26 protein-coding genes are annotated in these 23,764 nt (G+C 63.9%); 10 read left to right on the top strand and 16 right to left on the bottom strand.

Going from position 1 to position 23,764, the window contains the following annotated elements:
• Nucleotides 1–34 precede the first annotated feature (34 nt).
• A complete protein-coding gene (locus FPV16_RS19890; RefSeq protein WP_227440095.1) occupies nucleotides 35–832 on the top strand; it encodes an SDR family NAD(P)-dependent oxidoreductase in 798 nt (265 codons plus the stop codon).
• Between the two features lie 85 nt (nucleotides 833–917).
• Here the strand turns inward: FPV16_RS19890 and FPV16_RS19885 are convergent, their stop codons facing one another.
• On the bottom strand, nucleotides 918–1,250 hold the full coding sequence (locus FPV16_RS19885) for an SWIB/MDM2 domain-containing protein (RefSeq protein ID WP_027174472.1): 333 nt from the start codon (nucleotides 1,248–1,250) through the stop codon (nucleotides 918–920).
• A gap of 540 nt (nucleotides 1,251–1,790) precedes the next feature.
• Between FPV16_RS19885 and FPV16_RS26150 the strand changes: the two genes are divergently transcribed.
• Nucleotides 1,791–1,913: a hypothetical protein gene (locus FPV16_RS26150; protein WP_264483952.1), complete on the top strand. Its 123-nt coding sequence runs from the start codon at nucleotides 1,791–1,793 to the stop codon at nucleotides 1,911–1,913.
• Nucleotides 1,914–2,058: 145 nt separating this feature from the next.
• Here the strand turns inward: FPV16_RS26150 and FPV16_RS19880 are convergent, their stop codons facing one another.
• Nucleotides 2,059–2,436, bottom strand: a complete 378-nt coding sequence (locus FPV16_RS19880) for a hypothetical protein (protein WP_227440094.1) — start codon at nucleotides 2,434–2,436, stop codon at nucleotides 2,059–2,061.
• 385 nt (nucleotides 2,437–2,821) lie between these two features.
• On the opposite strand from FPV16_RS19880, the gene FPV16_RS19875 reads away from it, so the two are divergent.
• The 3 genes from FPV16_RS19875 (at nucleotide 2,822) to FPV16_RS19865 (ending at nucleotide 6,821) form a co-directional block, all read left to right on the top strand.
• Nucleotides 2,822–3,514, top strand: a complete 693-nt coding sequence (locus FPV16_RS19875) for a PRC-barrel domain-containing protein (RefSeq protein WP_413629325.1) — start codon at nucleotides 2,822–2,824, stop codon at nucleotides 3,512–3,514.
• Between the two features lie 8 nt (nucleotides 3,515–3,522).
• Nucleotides 3,523–4,854, top strand: a complete 1,332-nt coding sequence (locus FPV16_RS19870) for an MFS transporter (RefSeq protein ID WP_227440093.1) — start codon at nucleotides 3,523–3,525, stop codon at nucleotides 4,852–4,854.
• A gap of 200 nt (nucleotides 4,855–5,054) precedes the next feature.
• Nucleotides 5,055–6,821: an ABC transporter ATP-binding protein gene (locus tag FPV16_RS19865; RefSeq protein ID WP_227440120.1), complete on the top strand. Its 1,767-nt coding sequence runs from the start codon at nucleotides 5,055–5,057 to the stop codon at nucleotides 6,819–6,821.
• Between the two features lie 179 nt (nucleotides 6,822–7,000).
• Here FPV16_RS19865 and FPV16_RS19860 read toward each other — a convergent pair whose 3' ends face one another.
• Both FPV16_RS19860 and FPV16_RS19855 read right to left on the bottom strand, forming a co-directional pair.
• Nucleotides 7,001–8,476 (bottom strand): M48 family metalloprotease, encoded by a 1,476-nt coding sequence (locus tag FPV16_RS19860; RefSeq protein ID WP_413629324.1) that lies wholly within the window; start codon nucleotides 8,474–8,476, stop codon nucleotides 7,001–7,003.
• A gap of 5 nt (nucleotides 8,477–8,481) precedes the next feature.
• Complete coding sequence (locus FPV16_RS19855; protein WP_227440091.1) at nucleotides 8,482–9,291, bottom strand: DNA-binding protein; 810 nt, start codon at nucleotides 9,289–9,291, stop codon at nucleotides 8,482–8,484.
• 314 nt (nucleotides 9,292–9,605) lie between these two features.
• Between FPV16_RS19855 and FPV16_RS19850 the strand changes: the two genes are divergently transcribed.
• The gene (locus tag FPV16_RS19850) at nucleotides 9,606–10,619 is read left to right on the top strand and encodes a TerC family protein (RefSeq protein WP_227440090.1); all 1,014 of its coding nucleotides are present in this window, start codon (nucleotides 9,606–9,608) and stop codon (nucleotides 10,617–10,619) included.
• Between the two features lie 62 nt (nucleotides 10,620–10,681).
• On the opposite strand, the gene FPV16_RS19845 is transcribed toward FPV16_RS19850, so the two are convergent.
• The 3 genes from FPV16_RS19845 to FPV16_RS19835 all read right to left on the bottom strand — a co-directional run bounded on the left by FPV16_RS19845 (nucleotide 10,682) and on the right by FPV16_RS19835 (nucleotide 12,684).
• Nucleotides 10,682–11,452, bottom strand: coding sequence for an N-acetylmuramoyl-L-alanine amidase (locus FPV16_RS19845; protein WP_227440089.1), 771 nt, complete (start codon nucleotides 11,450–11,452; stop codon nucleotides 10,682–10,684).
• A 22-nt stretch (nucleotides 11,453–11,474) separates the two neighbouring features.
• Nucleotides 11,475–12,200, bottom strand: a complete 726-nt coding sequence (locus FPV16_RS19840) for a TerB family tellurite resistance protein (protein ID WP_227440088.1) — start codon at nucleotides 12,198–12,200, stop codon at nucleotides 11,475–11,477.
• Between the two features lie 214 nt (nucleotides 12,201–12,414).
• On the bottom strand, nucleotides 12,415–12,684 hold the full coding sequence (locus FPV16_RS19835) for a hypothetical protein (RefSeq protein ID WP_018042474.1): 270 nt from the start codon (nucleotides 12,682–12,684) through the stop codon (nucleotides 12,415–12,417).
• Nucleotides 12,685–12,903: 219 nt separating this feature from the next.
• On the opposite strand from FPV16_RS19835, the gene FPV16_RS19830 reads away from it, so the two are divergent.
• Nucleotides 12,904–13,482, top strand: coding sequence for an urease accessory protein UreE (locus FPV16_RS19830; RefSeq protein ID WP_227440087.1), 579 nt, complete (start codon nucleotides 12,904–12,906; stop codon nucleotides 13,480–13,482).
• Between the two features lie 296 nt (nucleotides 13,483–13,778).
• Here the strand turns inward: FPV16_RS19830 and FPV16_RS19825 are convergent, their stop codons facing one another.
• Nucleotides 13,779–14,147: a phosphatase PAP2 family protein gene (locus FPV16_RS19825; RefSeq protein ID WP_227440119.1), complete on the bottom strand. Its 369-nt coding sequence runs from the start codon at nucleotides 14,145–14,147 to the stop codon at nucleotides 13,779–13,781.
• 577 nt (nucleotides 14,148–14,724) lie between these two features.
• Here FPV16_RS19825 and FPV16_RS19820 point away from each other — a divergent pair.
• The 3 genes from FPV16_RS19820 (at nucleotide 14,725) to FPV16_RS19810 (ending at nucleotide 17,436) form a co-directional block, all read left to right on the top strand.
• Nucleotides 14,725–15,105 carry a hypothetical protein gene (locus FPV16_RS19820; RefSeq protein ID WP_227440086.1) on the top strand — a complete coding sequence of 127 codons (381 nt, stop codon included), beginning with the start codon at nucleotides 14,725–14,727 and terminating at the stop codon, nucleotides 15,103–15,105.
• Nucleotides 15,106–15,157: 52 nt separating this feature from the next.
• Entirely contained in the window at nucleotides 15,158–15,367 is a 210-nt protein-coding gene (locus FPV16_RS19815; protein ID WP_227440085.1) for a hypothetical protein, read from the top strand.
• Nucleotides 15,368–15,900: 533 nt separating this feature from the next.
• Nucleotides 15,901–17,436: a glycosyltransferase family 61 protein gene (locus FPV16_RS19810; RefSeq protein ID WP_227440084.1), complete on the top strand. Its 1,536-nt coding sequence runs from the start codon at nucleotides 15,901–15,903 to the stop codon at nucleotides 17,434–17,436.
• Nucleotides 17,437–17,517: 81 nt separating this feature from the next.
• Here FPV16_RS19810 and FPV16_RS19805 read toward each other — a convergent pair whose 3' ends face one another.
• The 8 genes from FPV16_RS19805 to FPV16_RS19770 all read right to left on the bottom strand — a co-directional run bounded on the left by FPV16_RS19805 (nucleotide 17,518) and on the right by FPV16_RS19770 (nucleotide 23,654).
• Entirely contained in the window at nucleotides 17,518–17,796 is a 279-nt protein-coding gene (locus FPV16_RS19805) for a hypothetical protein (RefSeq protein WP_227440083.1), read from the bottom strand.
• A 1,058-nt stretch (nucleotides 17,797–18,854) separates the two neighbouring features.
• A complete protein-coding gene (locus FPV16_RS19800) occupies nucleotides 18,855–19,205 on the bottom strand; it encodes a hypothetical protein (protein WP_227440082.1) in 351 nt (116 codons plus the stop codon).
• Between the two features lie 401 nt (nucleotides 19,206–19,606).
• Complete coding sequence (locus tag FPV16_RS19795; protein WP_227440081.1) at nucleotides 19,607–20,047, bottom strand: hypothetical protein; 441 nt, start codon at nucleotides 20,045–20,047, stop codon at nucleotides 19,607–19,609.
• Nucleotides 20,048–20,158: 111 nt separating this feature from the next.
• Nucleotides 20,159–20,617, bottom strand: coding sequence for a hypothetical protein (locus FPV16_RS19790; protein ID WP_227440080.1), 459 nt, complete (start codon nucleotides 20,615–20,617; stop codon nucleotides 20,159–20,161).
• Entirely contained in the window at nucleotides 20,617–21,084 is a 468-nt protein-coding gene (locus FPV16_RS19785; protein ID WP_227440079.1) for a hypothetical protein, read from the bottom strand. Before FPV16_RS19785 ends, FPV16_RS19790 begins: the two co-directional genes overlap by 1 nt.
• Before the next feature lie 39 nt (nucleotides 21,085–21,123).
• On the bottom strand, nucleotides 21,124–21,627 hold the full coding sequence (locus tag FPV16_RS19780) for a hypothetical protein (RefSeq protein ID WP_227440078.1): 504 nt from the start codon (nucleotides 21,625–21,627) through the stop codon (nucleotides 21,124–21,126).
• Nucleotides 21,628–21,950: 323 nt separating this feature from the next.
• Nucleotides 21,951–22,607, bottom strand: coding sequence for a lysozyme (locus FPV16_RS19775; RefSeq protein ID WP_227440077.1), 657 nt, complete (start codon nucleotides 22,605–22,607; stop codon nucleotides 21,951–21,953).
• Between the two features lie 411 nt (nucleotides 22,608–23,018).
• Complete coding sequence (locus FPV16_RS19770) at nucleotides 23,019–23,654, bottom strand: hypothetical protein (RefSeq protein ID WP_227440076.1); 636 nt, start codon at nucleotides 23,652–23,654, stop codon at nucleotides 23,019–23,021.
• Between the last annotated feature and the right edge of the window lie 110 nt (nucleotides 23,655–23,764).

The raw sequence follows: 23,764 nt of genomic DNA, 5'->3' as shown, positions 1-23,764 counted from the left end.
TGACCCGCGGGGCTGTCAACGGAGGACGAGACGCATGGACATGAATCTCAAGGGTCGACGGGCATTGGTGACCGGCTCGACCGGCGGCATCGGATACGGCATCGCCAAAGCTCTCGCCGAAATGGGCGCCACGGTCACCATCAACGGCCGCACACCGGACCGGGTCCGGGCGGCGATCGCGCGGTTGACGGAGGAGACTGGCACGACCTGCTTCATCGCGGCACCGGGGGACGTCGCCACGGCGAGCGGCGCGGAAGCTTTGGTGAAGGGCCTGCCGGCGGTCGACATCCTGGTGAACAACACCGGCATCTTCGAGCCCAAACCCTTCTTCGAGATAGCCGACGAGGATTGGCTTCGCTTCTACGAGACCAACGTCATGAGCGGCATTCGCCTCTCCCGTGCTTACACACCGGGCATGGTCGAAGCGGGATGGGGGCGGGTCGTCTTCATCTCCAGCGAATCCGGCCTGAACATCCCGGTGGAGATGGTGCATTACGGCATGACGAAGACCGCGCAGCTTGCCGTGTCACGTGGCCTCGCCGAGACTGTGGCCGGAAGCGGGGTGACGGTGAACAGCGTGCTGCCCGGTCCGACCCTGTCGGAGGGCGTCGCGGACTTCATGGCGAAGATGGCCAAGGATACCGCCGAGGTCGACCTTGACAAGCTGGGCCGCGACTTCGTCGCCGAGCACCGCTCCACCTCGCTGATCCGTCGCCTCGCGACGGTAGAGGAGGTGGCCAGCATGGTGGCCTACATCTGCAGTCCGGCCGCGAGCGCCACCAGCGGAGCCGCTCTGCGTGTGGATGGCGGGGTCATCCGGCACATCGCCTGAGGCCGGCCCACCCGAACCGGGAACGGCCGTATAACCGTCTCGAAAAGCCTGCCCGGCGCTGTCGAAGCGCCGGGCCGCATCGGCGTCAGGCCGACTTGAGATGAGCCGCGAGGTGCTTGTTCATCTCGAACATGGTGCACTTATCCTTGCCAAAGACCTTCTTCAGCTTGTCGTCGGCCAGGATCTCGCGCTTGTTCTCGGGGTTCTGGAGATTGTGCTTCTTGATGTATTCCCAGACCTTGCTGACGACCTCGCCACGCGGAAGCGCTGCGGCACCGACCACGGCTGCGAGTTCCTCGGAGGGCTTCAGCGGCTGCTGCAGCGCGTTCGGCTTGGCGGCGCCTTCGGCCTTCGGAGCAGCGGTCTTCTTGGCGGCGGCTGGCTTGTCGGCTGCCTTCGTGGTGGTCTTGGTTGCCATGAGTTCCTCCGGATTGTGGCTTTGAGCGCCGTCACGCCCATGGCCAGGGGCCTCGGAGCGCATAGCTGCAACAACTAAGCGGTGCTGAGAGCGTTCCAAGAGGGAAACACATCGTCCGACCGCCCATCCACAGAAGGGACGGGGATAACGGGGACCCAGCAACCCCCTCAATCCCCGATCATACGCAATCGCCAGGGTATGAATGGTTGCCGATGCAGCCACGCTTCGGATCTAGCCGACGCGGCGTCACCGCGACCACGGATCGGGACGCGTTCCAAAAAGCTGTATCATGACAATGATATATGGGGATGCCGGCCCTGCAAAGGGCATTCGCGTCGCCGATCGGGTCATCCGCTCCAATGCGGTGCGGCCGGTGCGAAGCGCGCGGGCTTACTCCGTCATTTCGAAGGATCGAGGGCCGATCCTGGTCGCGAGGCGCGCGTGTAATTTTTTTCCACCGGTTCTCATCAAGGACGCAGAAGCATCGCCCAATCTCAACAATGCAACGATCCCTTAAACTCGATGAGGAACACTCCGCGCATGATCATCGCAGTGGTTGCCCTCGCCATCGTCGCTTCCGGCGCGTTCCTCGCTGGTCTTGCCGGACTCGTCGCCGCCGAGAGTCGGGGCGAAACCGACACGCGTGGCGCCGATCTAATCTGACCGTCGAGATCACACCGTCACGCGATCCGCACGCAGCGTTTCTACCGTACGGGAGGAGCCGTCGCAGTGCCTTTCATCAAACTCCCGCATCGCCGCCTTGCCGGAAGTGGCAAGCGGCGGTGACCGCGAGTCTCGCAAGCGCTCTTCAGAACTTACCGCCGAGGCCGACGCTGCCGCCCGAGCCCATCTGCGGTGCGAGACCGCCGGAGCTCGACCGGCTGGTCGTATCGCCTTCAATATCCTCGCGGCGGATACGCCGCTCCGACTCTGCCTGCGAGCGGGCCTGGCCACCGGCTGATTTCGGCAGGTCGAGCCGCCGCGTCGGCGCCGTCTGGAGAGGCACGCCGTCGGGGTCCACCTCGGCCGCCCGCGGGCGCTGGGCTCCGGGAACCGAACCGCGCATGGACGGCGGAGGCCCGACTTCGCTTTCGGGCATGACGCCGGAATTACCGGACAGCGCCTGGCATCCGCCCAGGGCCGCTGCGATGAGCGCCGCGGCGCAGACGTTCGACGAGATACGCATCGACTTGATCCTCAAAAGTATTCCACCCTGGTTCGCGCGGGTGGCCCGGCACGCTTGCGCGCATCTCTACGATGCACAAAAGGCGAAAACCAGACGATCGCAGGGCGTTTGTCACACCTCCCCCCTCGACAGGAGGGAAAATTCGGGGTGATCGTCCACCGGTTCGTCTGGACACCCCCCATACTCCGCGCCACCATGGCCGCGACGGTCCGGTTCTTGCCAACTCGACATCGCGGCGAGCCACACCGTCGCCGATCGACCCGCCCTCATCCATAACTTCGCCTTGGTCCGCCCTCATACGCCGTCCGTCCCATGGCAGGTGGGAACTCATCGGAATGGCTCAGGTTGAGCGGGGACCGGCGAGATGCTTCTTCGGGGAACGCACGTGTTCAGAACTGTCCGGATGGTCGCCGCCGCGTCGATCACCCTTTGGGCTGCCGCCGCCGCAGCGGAGGGGAACGCCCTAGTCAACGGCCCGGCGAGCGAAGCAGCACCGGCCGCTCCCGCCGCCCCTCCCGTCCTGCTGCCTGCACCGGCTCCGCAGCCTGCAGCGCCGCAGGCTGCGCCCACGGCCACCGGGCCCGTACTCCCGACCGGCACGCCGGCCACGGTCTTGGACACTCAGGATTACGAGGGCGTGCTCGGCAAGGGCGTACGCAGTTCCACCGGCGAGGATATGGGCCGGATCATCGACATCATCCTCGACAAGGACGGCCGCCCGCGCGCCGCCATCATCGATTTCGGCGGCTTCCTGGGGGTCGGCTCCCGCAAGATCGCCGTGGATTGGCGGTCCATGCGTTTCTCGCCCGATGGCAAGCCGAGCCGCCTCGTCCTGCAATTGAGCCGCAACCAGGTGCGCGTCTCACCGGAATACAAGCCGGGAGATCCCATCGTGGTCCTCGGCCCGGCCAGCCCCAGCGTTCCGCCCGATGGCGAGCCGGCACCCGCGACCGCATCGAGTCAGGTTCCGGCGGCTCAGGCTCCGGCGGCCCAGCCCGCGGCGCCGGTTCAGGCTCCGGTGGCGCCGGCGCCGAGTGCCGCTCCCTCACCCGCGCCCGACAAGCCGGCTGAGAAATAGCCGGACAAATGACGGCATCCCGCCCGCAGAATCGACGCGTCATCAAGCCCCGTGAATTGCCGCGATCGGAGTTCCGGCCGCGAGGGGCTCTTCGGCGCGACGCCTATGCCGAGAAGCCCGGAGAGGTTTCCACCGACATGCAGGCTGTTTCGGTGACGAGCAGCCGGGGGCTCGATGGCTTCGCGTTCTTTGTCGCGAACCTCCAGACCGGCTTCGGTCCGTTTCTCGCCGTGTACTTCACGCAGGCGCAATGGACGCAATCCGATATCGGTTTCGCCCTGACCGTCGGAAGTCTCGTGAGCCTGCTCGGTCAGGTGCCGGGCGGTGCGTTCGTCGATGCCGTCCGCTCGCGACGCTTCGCGGCGGGGCTCTCGGTGGTGGCGATCTCGCTCAGCGCCTTCGCTCTCGCCATGTGGCCGAGCTTCCTGATCGTCCTCCTTGCGATGGCGGCTCATTCCGCCGCGAGCTGCATCCTCACACCGGCCATCGCGGCCATCAGCATCGGCCTCGTCGGTCATAAGCGGGCCGGCGAGCGGCTCGGGCGCAATGCCAGTTTCTCGGCGCTCGGCAACGCGGTCGCGGCGGCGCTGATGGGGGCCTGCGGCTACTACCTGTCGAACGACGCGGTGTTCTACCTCACCGCCTTCCTCATGATCCCGACCCTGATCGCGCTCTCGTTCATTCGTCCGGGCGCGGTGCCGATACAGGCGCGCCAGTCCGAAACGGTGGAGACCGGCCCCAAAGAGAGCGCGCTGAAGGCCATCGTCACCAACCGCGCCCTGCTGTGCTTTGCCGCCTGCATGATCCTGTTCTTTCTCGCCAACGCCGCCATGCTGCCGCTGGTGGGCAGCATGCTGACTTTAAGGGCGAGCGAGACCGCCACCGCGCTCATCGCCGCCTGCATCGTGGTGCCCCAGGTCGTGCTGGCGATTTCCGGTCCGGCGGTCGGACGGGCCGCAGAGAAGTGGGGCCGCCGCCCGCTCCTCCTCATCGGTTTTGCCGCCCTGCCGATCCGCGGCCTGCTCTTCGCCTATACCGACAGCCCGGAACTCCTCGTCGCGATCCAGGTCTTCGACGGCGTCTCGGCGGCCGTGTTCGGCGTCATGGTCCCCCTCGTGGTGTCCGACGTCACGCGCGGCACCGGGCGGTTCAACCTCGCCCTCGGCGCGGTCGGAACCGCCATGGGCATCGGCGCCGCCCTGTCGACCTCGCTGGCCGGTATCATGGCCGATCATCTCGGCAGTCACAGCGCCTTCCTCGGCCTCGCCATCGTGGGTCTGGCCGGCTTCGCGCTGCTCGCCCTGATCATGCCGGAAACCCGTCAGTCTGAGGTCGCCTGAGGGGTGGGACGGCACCGAATTCGCTTGCCGCTCAAGACCCGTTCAGGTTTCCTCTCTACAAACGAGCAAGCTTGACGGCAGCCTGCAACGCTTGGACGAGATTAGCGTTGCGACGTATAAGTTCACGGTTGCGTGCGGCCTGCTTGCGGGATCGCGCCTGCATCCGACAGTTAAAAACGAGCACCGGGATGGTCACCCATATGGAAGACCTCTGCGTCTACGCCGACAGGCCTTTTGCGTTCGTCGCCCGCTATCTCAAGCGGCGGGCGTTGCCGCATCTGGTGATCCTCTGCGCAGTCCTCGGAGCCGTCGCGTTCTCGGTAAGCACGGATTACGCACTCAAGGGGGTCGTCGATGCGCTCAGCAAGGGGCCCGACGCGGGCTTGATCTGGGGTGCGCTCGGGATTCTCATCGCCTTCATCGCCGCCGACAACATGCTCTGGCGCGTGGCGAGCCTTGTCGGATCCTTCACCTTCGTCGGTGTGACGGGCGATATCCGCCGCGACCTGTTCCGTCACATGACCGGCCACTCCCCGTCCTTCTTTGCCGACCGGCAGCCGGGCACTCTGGCGTCGCGCATCACGGCGACCTCGAACGCGATCTTCACGGTCGAGAACATGTTCGTGTTCAACGTGATGCCGCCCTGCGTCGCGGCCTTCCTGTCGATCATCTACATCGGCACCGTCAACCTCACCATGGCGGGCGTCCTCGCCGGCATCTTCGCCGCCGTCGTCGTCCTGATGTTCAAGATGGCGGCCGCGGGAAAGCCGCTGCACCACGACTTCGCCGCCAAGGCTGCGAGCGTCGACGGTGAGATGGTCGACCTCGTCGGCAACATGCCGCTCGTCCGCGCTTTTTCGGCGTTCAAGCGAGAGTACAAGCGCTTCGACGGCACGATCGGCGTCGAGATGCGCTCGCGCCGGTCCTCGCTGCTCTACCTGGAGAAACTGCGGATCGTTCACGCGATCCTGACGGTTTTCGCCGTGCTCGGACTGCTCTATTGGGCCATCACGATGTGGGAAGCCGGCCAGGCGACGAACGGACAGGTGGTCCTCGTCTGCACCCTGGGCATCCGCATCCTCGCCGCCACCCGCGACCTCGCCGTGGCCCTGGTCGATGCCACCCAGCATACGGCCCGCCTGTCGGAGGCCCTGCATACCCTGCTTCAGCCGCATGACCTGATCGACCATCCGGAGGCCATGCCGCTGTCGGGAACCGGCGCCGAGATCGATTTCGACCACGTGGCCTTCTCCTATCCCGATGGCCGCGCGGTGTTCACGGATTTCAACGTGAAGATCGAAGCGGGCCAGCGCATCGGCCTCGTGGGCAAGTCGGGCGGCGGCAAGTCGACCCTGTTCTCGCTTCTCCAGCGTTTCTACGAGGTCCAGGGCGGCAAGATCCTGCTCAACGGCCAGGACATCAATCGCGTGACCCAGGACTCGCTTCGCGAGGCCATCACCGTGGTGCCGCAGGACGTCTCGATGTTCCACCGGACCCTTCGCGAGAACATCCGCTATGGCCGGCCGGATGCGTCGGACGAGGATGTCTGGAAGGCCGCCGCGGCAGCGCATTGCACCGATTTCATCGAGGCGCTGCCGGAAGGCTTCGACACCATCGTAGGCGACCGCGGCGTGAAGCTGTCCGGTGGTCAGCGCCAGCGCATCGCCATCGCCCGCGCGATCCTAAAGGATTCGCCGATCCTGCTGCTCGACGAGGCCACTTCGGCCCTCGATGCCGATTCCGAGGAGGCGATCCGGCACGCCCTGGCCAACCTGATGAAGGGCCGTACCGTCATCGCCATCGCGCATCGTCTCTCGACGCTGAAGGATTTCGACCGGATCGTGGTGCTGGAGGGAGGGCGCATCATCCAGGACGGCTCACCGGACAAGCTCACCCATCTCGATGGCTTCTATCGCGAGTTGATGAAGAAGGAATCGATGTCGATGGCGGCTTTGGCCGCCGCCTGACCGATTAGGCGGGTGGAGACGCGCCGAACCCCTCGATCGCGCGGATGAGGGAAGATGCGCGAAAGGGTTTCTGAAAGAACACCGCCCCTCCTCCATTCGGGGAGGGGTATAGGAGAAACCCACGGCGTCAATCACCGTTAAGTCGGGCAGGTCTCGCGCGCGCGCTCGCTCGTGTTCCGCTACTCGACGACGAGCTTGTAGCTTTGCCCCGCACGGATAACGGCGCCCCGCTCCAGCTCGTTGAGGACGAGGAACCGGTCCAGGGGACGATCTGGCACCACCATCCTCCGGGCCATCTCGTCGACCGTGTCGGCCGGTCCGGCGACCACGACCTGGATGCGCAGCGGGCGCAAAGACTTCACCTCGTCGGGGCCGACGCCGGACAGGCTTTCCGTCCAGCGCCGGAACGCACCGTCGGGGTCAGTGCTGCCCTTGGCGGCCATGATCATGCGGTAGGTCGTCTCTCCGACGCGGACGGCGGCGAGGCGGAAGGTCCAATCCTTGCCACGCGACATCGCGGTCACCGCCGAGTTGCCGGCGATCATGCGGTTCTCCACCGAGGTCGCCTCGATGCTGTCGCTCCATGTGGCCCGCAGCACCTCCTCCAGGCTCTGGCCCACATGGCTCTCGACCTGATCGAACAGCAGCCGGCGGCTCCCCTCCCCCGTGGCACCGAGCACGGCGTTCCGCGTATTCTCGATGGTGAATCCCTCCGGTACCTCGAAGGCGACTCCGAGGCTCGGATGGAGGAAGCGGCGACCCTTGACGATGCCGTCGCCCGGATTGTCGCCATAGGCAATCCCGTCGATGGCGGCGAGGTAGCGGGCGCGTTCATCCACGCCGAGGCCCGGTGCGCCGATGAGACGCGCGGCCCGGGTGACGAGGTTGATCCGTTCGCTGGTGCCCGGATGGGTGGCGAGCATGTCGGGCTCGCCGGCCATGCCGGTTCCGGTCTTCATGTTGGTGGTGCGGTTGAGGGAGTTGAGGAACCGTCCCGCACCGAACGGATCGTAACCCGCCCGCGCGAGGGTCCGAACGCCGATCCCGTCCGCCTCGAGTTCCTGATCTCGGGAGAACCGGGCCAGGGCGAATTTCGACTGGTTCTGGAGCTGCGCGCCGGTGGCCGGATCGTTGAGCACGTCGGCGACCACCCGGCTCACCAATTGGGAGCGCAAAGCTAGTTCGGTGCGCGCCGTGGCATGGCGCAGGGTGACGTGCGCGATCTCATGGGCGAGGACGGCGGCGATCTCCGACGTATCGCTGGCCAGCGCCAGCAAGCCCCTCGTCACGTAGAGGCGGCCATTCGGCAGGGCGAAGGCGTTGATGACCGGTGAATCGAGCAACGTGACCGCGTAGGTCTCTTCGGGCCGGTCGGTGGCCTTCACCAGACGGTCGGTCACTTCGGTCAACAGGCGCAAAGCCGCCGGCGAGCGGTATTCTCCTCCGAACGAAGCCACGAGCTTGGCATGGTCGGCATCGGACGCGGTCCGCTCCCGGCCCGTGGTCCGGGGCGCTTCGACGGGCACCTTGATCGCCGCCGGCTGCAGGACCATACCGCTCTGGTCAGAGCTGCAGCCGGTCAGGATGAGCGTCGAAACGAGTAGCCCGGTTCGGGCCGCTCCATATCCGCGATGTCGTGTTTGCCCCCCGCCCATGCCGTTCAGCGCCGAAGCGTCCGCTCCTCATCCAGAACTTCGATCATGTCCGCGCTCGCGATGTCGAGGGTGGGGCCGCGCCACGCTTCGACGATTCCACGAACCCGGACGAGGCGTCCCCGCAGCGCGGCCGCACTCAGACCACGTTCGCGCAACCGCCGCCAAGTGCGCTTCGACACGGTGACCGTCAAGCCATCCTCACCTCGTCTGGCGAAGTCGAGATAGGTCCGCGCCGGACGCTCGCCGACATTTACGATCCGGCCCTGCGCCACGATGAAATGCCCCGTCATCTCCCGCAACGCTGCACCGTCCCGGCCCTCACGAACACCCGCCCGCCACAACCCGCGCGCCGCCGAACGCGCTCCGGATTCCAGGGTGAGAAGCGCCGGGCGGCAGAGCGTATCGCGCTCCCCCGCATCCGCATAAGCGAGTCCCGCTTCGATCAAGCCGCCGGCCAGATCGACGGCTTCGTCGGAGACGGCCGCATCCACATGTACGCGGCTCCAACGGTCGATCTCGCCGCGCGGCACGAGCGTCAGAGCACGGTCCCGATGGTTGAGCATCCAGGCACGCGCCGCTCCATCGTCCTCCATCGGCCAGCGAATCCCGTCGAGGACGGCACGGCCACCCGATGCCAGGACCATCTCGCCGCGCTCCCCGAGCCCGGCAAGCGTCTCATGTCGCGTCGGCCCGCTCCTGCATTCGGGCGCCACGGAGCGTGCCGCCTCGGCCCGGGCCGCCCCGGCGAGAACAAGCGCCACGCTCGCCACCCTCAGGATGCGTCCGATACGCCGCCCGATCATCACGCGCTGCATCCTCGCCCGCTCGGTTCCGCACCGAAGCAACCAGACACCATTGTGGGGCGTCGCAGCGCAGCAAAACAAGGAAGCGAGGGGGACGCCGGGTCGTTTGCCCCATTCTGCGGCCGCTAAGCCACACCGGTGGACCAGCTCGAACTTCCTTGCGGAGACGGTGTGGCCACGCAGCGGGGACATCCCTTGATTCCCGTCCCTGCGGCTCCCAATTGACGGAAATCGGCTGCGGGCCCCTCTGGCGGATGCGCGTTCATGCCTTCCGTGATGTCGGAGCCGATGCTTTCCTGCGTTTCGCAAAGCATCGACGGTCCCCAATGGTCGACTTCCTCTTCATCGAATGGCTCGGCAAGCCTGTCTGGATGTGGCTCGGCTTCCATGCCCTGGTCGCGGGCCTTCTCGCCTTCGATCTCGGCCTGTTGCATCGGGACAAGGACCACGAGATCGGCGTGAAGGAGAGCCTTCTCCTGACGGCGTTCTATTTTAGCCTCGGCCTCGCCTTCGGCGGCTGGATCTGGTGGTATTTCGGCGCTCAGCCGGCCCAGGAATATGTCGCCGGCCTCGTGGTGGAGAAGTCGCTGTCCATGGACAACGTCTTCGTTATCGCCGTCATTCTCACCTCCCTCGGGATTCCCCGCGCGGCCCAGCACAGGGTTCTCGTCTGGGGCATCCTCGCTGCAGTTCTCCTGCGCGGCCTGATGATCGGGCTCGGCGCAGCCCTCGTGCACCAGGCCGCCTGGGTGTTGTCGATCTTCGCCGCCTTCCTGATCTTTGCCGGCCTGAAGATGCTGTTTGGCAAGGAAGAAGAGGCCGGAGACATCCAGGACAACGCCATGGTGCGAATGCTGCGCAAGGTGATGCGCATCACGCCGGAGATTCACGGCCAACGCTTCGTCGTCCGCAAGCCGGATCCCCAGACCGGCAAGACGGTGCTGTGGTTCACCCCGCTCACCCTCGGCCTGATCCTGGTGAATGGCGCGGACGTGATCTTCGCCGTCGACAGCGTCCCGGCGATCTTCGCGATCACCACCGACACCTTCGTCGTCTACACCTCGAACATTTTTGCGATCCTCGGCCTGCGCGCGTTGTATTTCGCCCTTGCCGCCATGGTCGACCGTTTCGCCTACCTGAAGACGGCGCTCGCTTTCATTCTCATCTTCATCGGTACCAAGATCGTGGTCGCTGACACGTTCGATCTCGTCCACGTACCGCCATGGGTCTCGTTGGCGGTGACGCTGGCGTTGCTCGTCGGAGGCGTCGCCTACAGCCTGTGGCGCACGCGGGATGGTGCCAATCACGAGAGCACGGACGGTGTGTCGCAACGCGCCTGAGCGGATGGAGCCCGCCCTCCAGGTTCCGGAACCAGCTCCGCAACTCCGCGTGACGGCAACGCTCAGCGTGACGGCAGCCCGGCCAGGAGATCCCGCAACGTCGTGATCGTGGACGCATCGGCGACGCCGTCCACGCGCTCTTGCCTGAACCTGCGCTGGAAGGCGGTGACCACGGCCTTCGTGCGCGGATCGAAGGTTCCGGTCACCGGAACGTCGTAGCCATAGAGCGCGAACATCGCCTGAAGCGCCTCGATCGGCTGGCCGGCATCGCCCTCGGCGAAGAAGCGCCCATCGCGAATGGGTGCCGCCGGGACGTGATGTCCGACCCCGGCTGCCGCCAGGCGATCCCAGGGGAAATGCTCCCCGGGGTCCTCCTTGCGGTCCGGCGCCACGTCGGAATGCGCCAGCACCTGCCACGGTGCGATGCCCCAGCGGGCGATGATGTCCCGCGATAGTGCGATTACCGCGTCGATCTGTACGAACGGGTAGGGCGGCAGGCCGCCGACATGACCGCCATTGACGATCTCGACCCCGATGGAGCGCGAATTGATGTCTCGCTCCATGCCAGATGCCGTGCGACCCCATGCGCCGGCCCCGGCATGCCAGGCGCGGCGCGATTCCGGCACCATCTGGATCACCCGTCCGTCCTCCAGCACGACGTAATGCGCCGAGACCTCGGAGATCGGGTTCGCGAGACGCAGCAGGGCGGCGGCTGCATTCTCCATTCCGGTGTAATGTAGGAGCAGCATGGTCGGCGGACCGCCCCTGCGCTCACCGTGGTTGGGCGACGGCATCACGCTCGTCGCCACGGGACTTTCTGGCGTGGGCTTCATGCGGCACCTCTCCCACTGCGCGTCAGCGCAGCCGTCGCTCTGCGGCGATCCGGTCATAGGCGGCGTTGATCGCAGCGAGCCGCGCGGTGGCGATCGTCACCGCCTCGGGTGGAACACCGCGGGCGATCGCCCGGTCGGGGTGGTTCTCTATCACCAGGGCCCGATGCTGGGCTTTCACCTCCGCATCGGTCGCCCCGTGGTCGAGATCGAGGACGAGGTAGGGATCGTCGGCGAGACGCACGTGGCGAGCGGCGATGCGCCGGAAGGCGACGTCGTCGAACCCGAAGGTTTCGGCGACGGCACGCAGGTAACGTTCTTCCGCCTCGTGGATCGCCCCATCGGCCTTGGCGATGTGAAACAAGCCGTCGAGCACGTCTTCCAGCAGAGCCGGTTCATCGCGAAACGCCGTCGACATCTGTCTCGCATAGGCCTCGAACCCTGCCGAGGTGCCTTTGGCAAGGTCGAACAAGCGTTGGACTCCGGGCTTCTCCCGTTCGCTCACCTGGACCACTTTGGCGAAGGCTTCGATCTCGGAGGGCGTCACCACCCCGTCGGATTTCGCCATCTTGGCCGCGAGCGCCACGAGGCCGGTGGTGAAGACCACGTCCTTCGGTGTCGCGCCGAACAGTGCCCCCTCCCGATCCACAAGGAAGTGACCGGCGACTCCGCCCACCAACCCGCCGATCGGCCCGCCGATGGCGAGGCCGATCCCCGCGCCCCCGAGCTTGCCCCAGATGCCGACGCTCACGCCGGGCCACCCTCGAAAGCAGAAGGAGCAAATCGGCAAAGGGGATTGAAAAGGTCTTGAGGCAGCATCGGCATCGCAGGGTATCATGGACCGGCCATCCGCCGGGTCAGCCCCGCATACGGCAATTTCCGCCTGTTCGTCTTGTCTCTGACACATGAAAAAGGGCCGAGGCATGCGCCCCGGCCCTCCACTCCTCCCAGACGGGAGAGCGATGTCAGCGGCAGTACACGTCGCCGTAAGCGTCACGGTAGGTGCCATAGGGGCAGCGCGGAGCCGTGCCGGCACCGATGATTGCGCCGCTGGCTCCACCGATGGCCGCACCAGCCAGAGCACCGCCTGCACGACCGGTGGCAGCGCCACCGATGGCCGCACCGGCCAGAGCGCCGAGGCCGGCGCCACCGAGAGCACGATCCTGCGGCGTATTGCAGGCGCCGAGGGAGAGGGCGAGAGCCCCGGCGAGGGTAGCGGCAATGAGCTTCTTCATGGTCCCGAGACTCCCTTGTGCGTTTTGTGGCCCGGCTTATCGCCGTGGTGACCTTGCGCAACGTAGCTTAGCCATTCCGTTCGTGGAATGCACAGGGTGATGAATCGGTTCCAGCTACGCTTTCCGTTCCGGCGAAAAACCCTCTACTGGTGCACGCCAGACACCTCGGGTGCCCCAGCCGGACGCCCGGACGAAACCCAGGACCGTTTCGAGGAAGCTATGCTGCGTGCCACCGCCATCGTCCGTAAAGCCGCAATCCGCCCGGATTCCGTGGCGGATACCGTGACTCTCGACCATGCGGGACGCCAGGGTGCGGCCGCGATCCTCACAGGCGCGGGGGGGGTGGGCTTCACTCTGGCACTTGCGAAACCTGCCTCCATCGAGGACGGCGATGCGTTTCGTCTTGAGGACGGGCGCCTGGTGACGGTTCGCGCGGCGGCGGAATCCCTGCTCGAAGTGCGGGCAGAGAATCCGGCTCGCCTGTTGCGGCTGGCCTGGCAGCTCGGCGGCAACCATGTGCCGGCGGAGATCGGTGCCGACGTCCTGTATGTACCCGCGACTTCGGCCAATGCCGAGCTGATCCGTGGGCAGGGCTGCGCCGCGACCCCGATTTCGCGGGCCTTCAAGCCCGAACGCGAGGCCCACGACCACAGCCAGTGCGGTCATGACCATGGCCACGATCATGCGCATGACCACAATCACGATCATTCGCATGCGCACGATCACGGGCATGCACACGACCATGCGGATCACGGCCATGCTCATGTGCATGGACCCGATTGCAAGCACGATCACTGATGCGGGCAAGGGAGGCGGACACCGCCTAATCGAAACCGAACGGCTTATTCATACGGACACCATGACGCCCAGCGATATCCGTTTCTCGGTCGCACCGATGATGGATGGGACAAATTGGAGCTCTCCGCAGAGGAGAAAGTGGGGGGCTCACTACGTCATGCTGTAAAAAATGCTGTAGCTTAGGCAGGCAGTGGCGTGTCTGGAGCATACGGGTAGCGTTTTTACCGCGTCGTTTGAGCGTTAGCCGAGCAGCGGGAGAGGGAGGGGCCGAAAGCTGCGTGCCTACCAACCCTTGATCAGGAACGTGTCCTCCGGCGTTGGCCCGTCAACCTGTTGACTGCCGACTCTGCGGCAACACCAATGACAGCACCGGCTAGCACGTCCGCGGGGAAATGCGCCCCACGCAAAACTTGAGCTGCTACGACGCCAGCCGCGGCGACATATGCAGCACTCCTCACATCCGGATAGGAGCGAACGGCGGCGCAGGCGACGGCAGCACTCAGTGCGGAGTGACCGGAGGGGAAGGATTGCCACGGCCCATTGCTGGTTCCTGGCCACCCTCGCGCGTAGACCCCCTCGTCCATTAGGACGTTTGGACGTGTCCGATGCACCGTACGCTTCAAGCTCGTTTTCACGACGCTCGCCACAATACCAGCTTGGAGCATGTGTCGGCCTGCCTCAGCGAGGCGGCGGTCCCGCTTCACTATCCCCAAAGCCAGAGTGCCAGCAGACAGAGCTAGCAGTGACTTCCAACTTCCAATTTCGCTAGCTAGCCCTAAAGCGCGAACGGCAGGATGATCCTTGGCGCCGGCGAGCTTCAGCCCGTACGTCACGTCTGCAGCCTCGAATCGACTGGCGGCAGTGGCAGGCTGTGAGTGCGGCATTCGAAATGGAGGTTGCGCAAGCATGGCCGTAAACGCACGCCCTTACAAATCGTTCGCGTCTACGCTGAAGGGCAAAGGCGCTTAGACTTTAACTGGGACGTGATCCCCCTCCGAAGGCATTGCTCGACGACCGAAGTACGGAAGAGAGAGGGGACGCGTGGCATGCGGTTTAGGGATGCTGGACCCGATCCTGGACTCGGTGTTGCAATCGCCATCGCGATGGCGGTGACCATCGCTCTCGGGTTCATATTTCGGCTTATCGGGTGATGCCGTTGAGCCGCTGCCTGTGACGCTCCGGGCATAGCGCGCCTGCCTCACCTCCCCTATCCCGTCTGGCCCATCACAGCCGCCGGACCTCATGTCAGCCTCGCCAGCCTTCAAGATCGAACCCGGCAGCCCGCAGGCGTGGCGCGAGGCCTTCCTCGGCATGAAGCCGAGCGTGGTCCCGTGCCCCGGCTTGACGCCCGCCGGCTGGCAGGCCGTTCACGCAGCGTCCCTGGACTTCCTCGACAAGCACGCCGACGAGGCCGGCCGGCTCGGCTGGACGACGCTGCAGCTTTTCGGCGTCCATCCTGACCTCGGCGTGATCCGCTCCGACTTCTGCGGGGCCATGGTGCTGAGCGGCGATCTGGTATCGAAGGTCGAAACGGACTTCATCCGGTTCGAGCGGACACGGTACTTTCGAGACGTGCCGGGCCGGCCAAAGGGGGCCGTACCGATCTGGGCGGTGAAGCGCTAGGCGGCCTGGAGGCGTGCCCTATCTCGTCGCGATCACCGCTGGCGAGATAAGCATGAGCATTGAACGCGCCGAGGGCTACCACGAGGCTTTGTCGAACGTCAGGAGTACGATCCAGAGGCGGGTGAATCAGCCCGAGGTGTCGAATGACGGAAAGCTCGAACTCCTCGACCTGCTGTCGATGCTCAACGACATGCTCAACTCCGGGCGGCGCGACGACGACGCCGACCGATCACCGCCGGTGCCGCTGAGTGGAAGCTTTTGAGGACGGCCCGCCCTGACGGGATCTGACAACCGATGAGTACGGCCCTCGCAGCTTCTCTGACAGCAGGGCGGAACCGCGTGGGCCGCTTCATCCGAATGCCTGCGCGGACTCCTCCAGCGACAGCACGACGGCGAGTTCCGGCTAAGGCTGATCCTGTGCGAGGCAGTGGATTTCCGTAACCATCCCAGCCGCGATCCGAATTGGAAGGGCGACTATGACTGGGGACCAGACCTCGCCCTATGCTGCGCCGAGATCTGGATCGAGCGGAAGAACGGCCGGCGGAAGAGGGTCGACACCATGAGCAGGCGACCCAGGCCTTGGTGACCCGCGCCCCTACTTGTTAGCCTTCTTACGCCCGTGGGACTGCCGACAGCTGGGGGCGATGCCACGTCAGTCAGTGTGCCCAGAATGCACCAATTACCACCCTGCGTCATAGTGCGCCGCAAAACCAACATATGATAGTTGTACTAATCTTGGGTTTTCGATCAAACTCGCGTGATCTCACAAATTCGTGAAAACGCGGGGCTGACAGGATGGGCGCGGGTCTTTCTGAGAAGGAGCCGGACGAGGTGCCCGTTGCACAGGGCGCCGGCCCAAGCCACCGGCCTAGCCCTGAGGTGCGCAAGGTAATGCGGCAGGCACAGGCTCTCGCTGCGCAGGGCCGGTGGCGTAAGATCATTCAGATCGCAGAGGTTAGCGATTTCGCAGAGCGACCTGAAATCCTTGAGTTTCGGCTGCGCGCCGCCATCGAGCTTGACGACAGAGAAGAGATAAAGAGGTGCCAGCCTCTGGTCATCGCTGTGGAAAGCGAGGCCTATCGCGTCAAGCTGGCTTCGACTTTGGTCAACGCCCATCTGCCGAACGAAGCAGCGGCGATCATAGGCTCGCTACCGGCTGACTTCAGGTCGTCTCAGGCCACGAATGTCGTCCGCCGCATCCGAGCGACAACCAAGGATGCGAAAGCCCTCAAGCAGGTCCGGCACCTCGTCGCTCCGCGCCCCAAGAAGAAGATGGGCGCCGACGAGGTGATCCGGCACCCCGGCGACGTCGACGACTTCACCATCCCGACCTCTCAGATGAAGACCGTGGCGCTCGAAGGCGTTGGCCCCTCCTTTGAGGCTTACATCCATGATCTGTGGCGGCTGTTCGAGAAGCGGATGGAGCGGAAGCCCTATCCGTTCGTGCGAGAGTTCACGGATGTCTTCGTCAACCAGGAGGGGCGGATCTGGACGCTCGATGGGACGGACCTTCGCGCATCCAGTGCCGCGAAGGAAGCACTCGTCGATCCCGAAACGGTGCCCAACATAGACGAAGCCTACCTGTGCATCGGTGGGAGCAAGGGCTATTACGACTGGATCGCCGACCGGGTGGCGAAGCTGAGTTGGTGCTTGGCGCCGGAGACGCCGGACTGTCCGATACTCGTCAGGAAGGAGCAGCGCGGCCTTGCTCTGGATGCGCTTGGCACCCTGGGCGTTCCGGCGGACCGGATCGTCGCCCTTGAGAGCGTCGTGTTCTGCCGGAAGCTGTACCTCGGAACCTCGTCCACTCAAGCCATGCCCCGAAAGGCGGCGTATCACCATACCTACGGGCGGCTGATCGAAGAGGCGGTGAAGCGTAACGATGGATCGACGCCGCGTCGCTTCTATGTCTCACGGCGCGATACGCCTCGACGGGCCATGCTGAACGAGGTCGAGTTCGAGCAGGTGATGGCCACCAACGGCATCGTGCCCGTAGTCCTGAGCAAACTGAGCCTGATCGATAAGGTCAACCTCTTCCACCATGCCGACGTCGTCGTCAGCGCTCACGGCGCTGGGCTGTCGCATCTCGTGTTCGGCAAGCCCGGACTGCATGTCATCGAGATGATGCCGGCGGCGATGAGCCAAGTGACCCAGATGAACATCAGGACATGCTTCTCGATGATATCGAGGGCATTTGGGCTCGACCACACGATGATCCTCTACCCGGCTAACCCAACTGTCTCCGATTGGACCGCCGACAACTCGCTCATCAAAAGCGTTCTCGACCATGCTGGCTCCTATGATGGGGCCGTGGCTCGCGCCGCCGAGTAGGCCCGACAAACGAAAAACCCGCCCAGGCGTAAGCCGGGCGGGTTGATAGCGTTAGAGGACGCCTAGGCGGATGCAGTTGGCTCAGTATCCGTAATGGCGAGCGCGACGGTGGTTTTGATCCTGGCGGCGCAGGTGTGCGCCATAGCGGCGATCGTTGAGCATCTGCCGACGAATGTGCTTCCGATAATTATGCTGGCGGGAATGGCCATAGCCGGACCGGTAGCCGTACTGGACCGTTTCCGCCGCTGCGGGCTGCTCCAACGAGGTGGAGTTAACGCCTAAGGGCGCGGCCTGAACGGCTGAAGTCAGGCCGGCGCATACGAGCGCAGCGGAGAGTGCGATGGAGCGCAGGTCTTTCATCGGGTATCCTTCCTCGTGAGTAGGACGGATGCATGTAGGCCGCTGAAGCTTGGCTTCAACGAAAAGCCCGCCGCGGCGTGAGCCGGGCGGGCGAGTGAACCCGGGCAAGAGGCTTGAGGCCATCTAGCATTCGATGCATTGTCACATTGCGGGAACCCGATGGCGTCGCGTTTCAGCAGCCCTTTTGGGCGTTTCCTCCCTAGACTCGGGTCGCTCTTTGGGGCGGCCCTTCTTTTTGGGAGCCCCTCCCTAACAGCATACCCCCTATGCGAAAAGCGGAATTCAGTACTTAGGTATTTGGGCCCCAAGCAGCATACGAAAATCCCGCACCAGCTTTTGCCGGGCGGGGTCCAAAGGCTCAGGTCATCAGATGCCAAAGCGTAGCGCTGTGATCAGCGATCTCGCAACCCCCATTTGGGGTATGGCGAACGAAAAACCCGCCGCGGCGTGAGCCGGGCGGGGCTTAGATGGGCAAGCTGCAGAGGATACCAGAGATCGAAATGTCTATCGCCCGCCTGTTCCGCCACCTGCGCTTCCATTCGGAAACGCCTGCTCGGGACGACTAGCGTTTCCGCCGGCTGCAGAATTTGTGGTTACCGTGTCTGCGCCGGTCGCTCCATAAGATATGACCTTGTCGCGGCTGTTGCCAGTGGTGTTCGGTTGGTTCTGAATGACGACGCCGCTCTCGCCGTTACGTGGGAACACCCCCTGCGCCATAGCCGGGAGGATCATCAACATTGCGAGTGCTGAAGCGCTCGCGAGGATTGGTAGGCGCATCATGGCACGTCCTTAATCTCTGGGGAGACGTGTCAATCCGTTCCGCCTATGTCTGTTCCCGCGGCGAAAAAACCCCGCTCCGGCTTGAGCGAGCGGGGTTAAATCACGCTTTTAGAACACCCAGCTTGCGCGGCGTGCGCTGGGCTTTCAGCTCCGCCAATTGGGGTAGTGTGAGCGTCGCGCCCATTTCTTGGGCACTCCGTGGCTTGCTGTCGTGCAATCGCAGAGGCCGAATATCGTGAACCCTATCGCGCGCCACTAAGACCCTAATACACCTTCCATTACTGCTTTGATTTTACCTCATCACTTATTTCAGCGATTGCTCGGTCACTATGTGTTTTCAGGATGTCTTTGACATCTAATGGAGTTGCTGCCCACGCAACTGCAGCAAGAAAAATAATGGCTGCTACCCCGTAGGCGAATGATTGCATAATACCTAGCCAGCCTAGCAGCAAAGGTACCATCGCGATAAGTGCGGCGATCGATACTGATTTGGTAAGGTACAAGAGGGAAACGAAACATATCGCGGCCAGAGCAATTGGTTTCGCAAATCTAGCGATATTTTGCTCCATAACGTTTATCTCTTCATTGGTGGGGTCACGCTTGTCCCGCGATCCACCGCGCTGCAGCAAGGAACTTGGCTGTAACCTCTACGTACTTTCCCGCAGTTGCAACCCCCTGATTGTTGCTATTTTGCATCTCCCGCTTTGTCCTGGTGGTCGGGTTTGCTCGTTTCCGGCTCGCTTTAGGAAGGTGCCCCCTCGACCTTGAACTGGATCACGGTCTCATTCCGCTTCAGCGGCCAGACATACAAATGGACGAGGTTCCAGGAATAGACCGGCACCGCGCGGTGGCCGGCATCCCAAAGCCGCAAAAGAAAACCCGCCGCAGCGTGAGCCGGGCGGGCAAGTCGTTCAGAAGAGCATATGGGAGGACAGCTCTTTTTTACGGGTGCATATGGCATGCCAGGTCAGGCTTGCGCGTCGCGTCCGTGCGTTCGGTTCTCAATGGCCAGCTCTCGCTCGATGGCCGGTTACGCTGGTCCTTTCGGGGAAAGGGCTTCCAGCTCGGGGAACGGCTCATACGTTCCTTCACAAATCGACCCTAGATTTGCTTGTGTTCCCATGCGCATAATTATTCTATCTTCAACTTCTATTATGCCTGCCGACAAGTCGGCTGTAGTTTGGCCCATTATACCCAGCGAAGAGAAGGTCACCTTTGCACAAATTCGATTTACATTTAAATCAGTACGCGCTGGAACAACGACCGTTGCATTGCTATAATGTCGCGGGTTGTTGAGCAATGTTCTTACTCCAAAAGCGGTATTTTCTCCAATAAGACGAGCAAACATGAGTTTAAGTTTTTGCTTACGCACATCCTGTTGCGCGGCTGTAAGTTGGGGAAGTGGTTTCGATTGACAGCTTGCAAGGGCGCAAGTTGCTAACACAACAAGCATCAACTTGGTGGCGGCCACGACACTTCTCCTAACTTTAAGCTAGGATACCATTACCTTGAGTTGCCAGGAATTTGGTTGCAATTGCATCACACTCCTAGATCCGCTTGAACAGTTTGCTGCCAGTAAGGATTAAAATGGCACCCCCTCGACCTTGAACCGGACGACCGTCTCGTCCCGTGTCAACGGCCAGACATACTGATGGACGAGGTTGCAGGCGTAGACTGGCACGGCGCGGTAGCTGGCGTCACCGGCCTCGAAGTAGCTCGGCACATCCTCAACGAAGGTGATGACGTGCTTGCCTAACCCCCGCGGCGGGCGCTCATAGTCCACATCGGCCAGCCACTTCCGGTGCGTGTGAGCGTCGTAGAGGACGCGGTCGACGTGGCCACGGCAGTCCCGCAGGTATCTCACGGTCTGCCGGATAATGAGCTTGCCGCCGGGCTTCACGACGGGCGTCAGCACCTCTGTGCGGCTTACCTCAACCGGGATGTGGCGATCGGCGAGCCAGTAGCAGAGGAAGCTCGCCGGGATGACGATTGCCGCGCAGATGATCCCGAGGCAGATGTAGCCGAAGATGCGCAGGCCCATTAGCCACCTCTGATCGTTTTGAAGAGATCGAACCCACCCTTCGTCAGCGCGATCACGCCGCCGACAAAAGCAGCCGTCGTTCCGCAGACCCACATGAGCACCTTAGCGGCGGTGCGGGATGACGAGACGAACTCGACGACGCCGTCCATGCTCGCCAGCTCTTTCGGGCTCTTGCCGGACACCCAGGCGACCGTCTCAGGCCGGAGAGCAATCAGCGTCTCAAGCCTCGAGACGTCCTCTGCGCTGAGCGAGGCGAACCACACTACGAGATGTGGGTGCGGAGTGAAGGATACGGCCTCGACCTTGCGCGGTGTCCTGTAGCCGCCCGACGGGACGAACGGCCCCAACTCGCACTCCGCTTCAGGGTCCGGGTACATCGCCCGGACCCCGCGTTTTGGCTGTTCCCGATACTGGCCCTGGATGTCGCGCCATTCGTCAGCCGTGAATCGTCTCTCTTCGGGAGCCATTGCATCTCACTGCTGCCGGGAACCACCGGGGCGCGCCGTCTACTTCTTCGGCAGGTTCGAGAGGACCGGGGCGAGTGTGTTCGCCTCGTCCGCTTCGTCCACGAGGTTGAGCTTGCGGAAGACGATTTTGGCGAGCCCTTGAGGTCCGCCGGCTGCCTCCATGGCCTTCGCCGGAGCGTTATTGATGCCGTACTGGATCGCCTTGGCGATGACGGCCGAGCCGACCGGGATGGACAGCTTGCCTTCCTTCACAGCCCCAGGGACGGCGTTCACCGCGTACTCGGTCACGGCGTTCGCCATCTGCTCCACGCGTTTCTGCGTGAGGAACAGCGCGGCCCAGGGATAGACCTTTGTCACCGCTTGGATGAGGAAGCCGCCGAGGACGGGCACGATGACGGCAGTGAAGAGGTTGGCGGCGGCGAGGAGCCATTCGCCATACGGGAGGATGACGGCGGTCGTCGGTACGGTGGCGACGACTTCAGCGGCGTGGGCGATGGAGACGGCACAGGCGAACGCCAGCGCCGCGAGGAAGAAGCGGGTCATTTTCGTTCTCATGATGTTGGGGTTGCGCGGCAACCGGCCGGCTCGGTAATTTCGCTCGGATGCCCTGGGCAGAACTGGCGCAGGAGACCAGCGGTGAACCAAGGAGACGACCTTCAGGATTTGAAAGTCACGATCTTCGAGATCCCAAGCCCATCAGGAGGCATTTCAACCGCTACAGTTTGGCCGGCTCCAAAAGGCGGATGGAACTACGCGGTTTGCGAGGGTGATCGCGTGGTTCGGCAGGGGTGGAATGAAGTCTGGGGCGAAGCTGAGCAGTGTTGCTGGCAGATTGCTTCGGAAAACTAATCACACCCAAGGCAACGTCAGCGACGCGTCAGGCGGTCGAACAGCCAGCGCCCAAGCCGCGCCCATGGCGACGGGTTCTCGGGATAGCGAACCGGCGGAAGAAGCTGTGCGATCGCGGTAGGCTCGGGCGCAGGCTTTGGTTCTGGAGCCGAGATGACGACCGGCGGCACGTCCAGCGGGACCAGCGTGGAGAGCGGCGCACTGACGGGCTTCGCATCGGTGCTCCGGGCCTTCGGCGCAGCCTTGGTGTAGGGCGTCAGGAACTGGTCCCGCTCGGCGGTGCGCCGGGAGATCAGCTCCTTGTTCTTCGTCCACGACATGATCGCAGTGGCGCAGCCCTTCCGGTCACCCGCGTTGAGCAGGCGCAGGAAGGTCGATCCCTTGAAGCCGCCGACGCCAATATTAAAGGCGATAGAGATCAGCGCGTCCCGCTCGTGGTCCGCGACTGGAACACTGATGCAGGACAGGATCGGCAGGGCGTGCGAGGCCAGATCCTCAAGGAAGAACGCATCGGCCTGGGCCTGCGTGATGACCTGCCCGAGCTTCACACCCTTGATGTGGCCGTAGCCGATCGTCGGCACACCGACGCTGTCGAGGTAGGCTTTCAGCCGCACACCTTCCCGCGATTTAAGCGCGGCAAGGCCAAGCGGCGTCATGATGGCGGACGCAGCCATGTTGGTTCTCCGAGATGGTGGGGGTTGCGCGGCGTGGTCCTTGCTCCACCTCGCCGCTTGCGAATGGCGAGAGGCCAAGGTCATGGAGCGAAGGACAGTCGAGGCGGCATTCACCATCGGCGTGATGGCGGGGGCGCTTGTATCGATGGCCGTGAGGTACGGTCCGGGCTTCGCGTTCTGAGCGGGGATCGGCACGGCGACCGGCCGGCTCGGGAGGGCGAAGTTGAAAGACGCCCTAGATGCAGGTGATAGACGACCGCCTGAAGCTGTGGCTAAATCGTCGGGCTACCCGCTCGACACCGATCCAACACGAGCGGGCAGCGGCGGGTCGGGCGTTCGCGCCGGACGTCTGGCTCGCTTTCGCGCGGGTTTCCCTGCCGCCGGCTTTAGGGGCCGACTGGGGTGCGTGTTTCAGCTTCTCGGCAGCGGCTTCGGGATGTTCGAGTACCAGTAGGTCCGACCCCACACCTCGACCGTGAAGGTGCTATCCGCCGGGCCGACCGTCCCCATGGGGCGATAGTGGAAAAAGACCGGCTGGGTCATCTTCTTGAGCCCGGCCTGGTCCACGATCTGGAAAGGGTCCGTCAGGCCCGCGAGGCTGAACTCAGGCGCAAGTAGGGTGGCGTCGTTCCAATCGGTGACGCCGCCCACTGTCACCACAGGAGCCTCGTAGACGCGGCCGAGCATCCCGGCCGGCATCGGCTTGGTGGCGTTGCGGACGATGATTGCCGTGACAATGACATCGCTGACACCGCCAAGAATTTCGAACCTCGTCGGCCCGGTCTGCGATGCGGTGACGACCGCGCTGCCCAGCATGTGAACACCGGGCTCGGTGGTGATGACCCACGGCTGTTGCTTGCCAGAGGGCGGCGTCAGCGACCGCAGGGCGCCTTCGAGCTGGATATCCTGCGGGGTAGCACCGTGCTTGTCGCCGAACAGAAGGCCGTAGCCAATGTCATCGACCGGGTAGCCGGCACCGCCGCCCGCACCGGTGGAGGTCGCAGCCGTCTGGTAGCGGTTTTGAACGACGGGAGAACTGCTGGCCATGTCGGCTCCTACTTGAGCGTGAGGATCGCGCCCTTGGCCAGCAGCGCAGGCCGGACGTGGGTGTTGTAGTCGAGCTCGCCCTGGCGGCGGCCGAGGCCCATGGCGGTTGC

The sequence above is a fragment of the Methylobacterium sp. W2 genome (genome assembly GCF_020662345.1).
In the GTDB taxonomy this organism is placed as follows: Bacteria; Pseudomonadota; Alphaproteobacteria; order Rhizobiales; family Beijerinckiaceae; genus Methylobacterium.
This window is presented reverse-complemented; position numbering and strand designations above follow the sequence as displayed.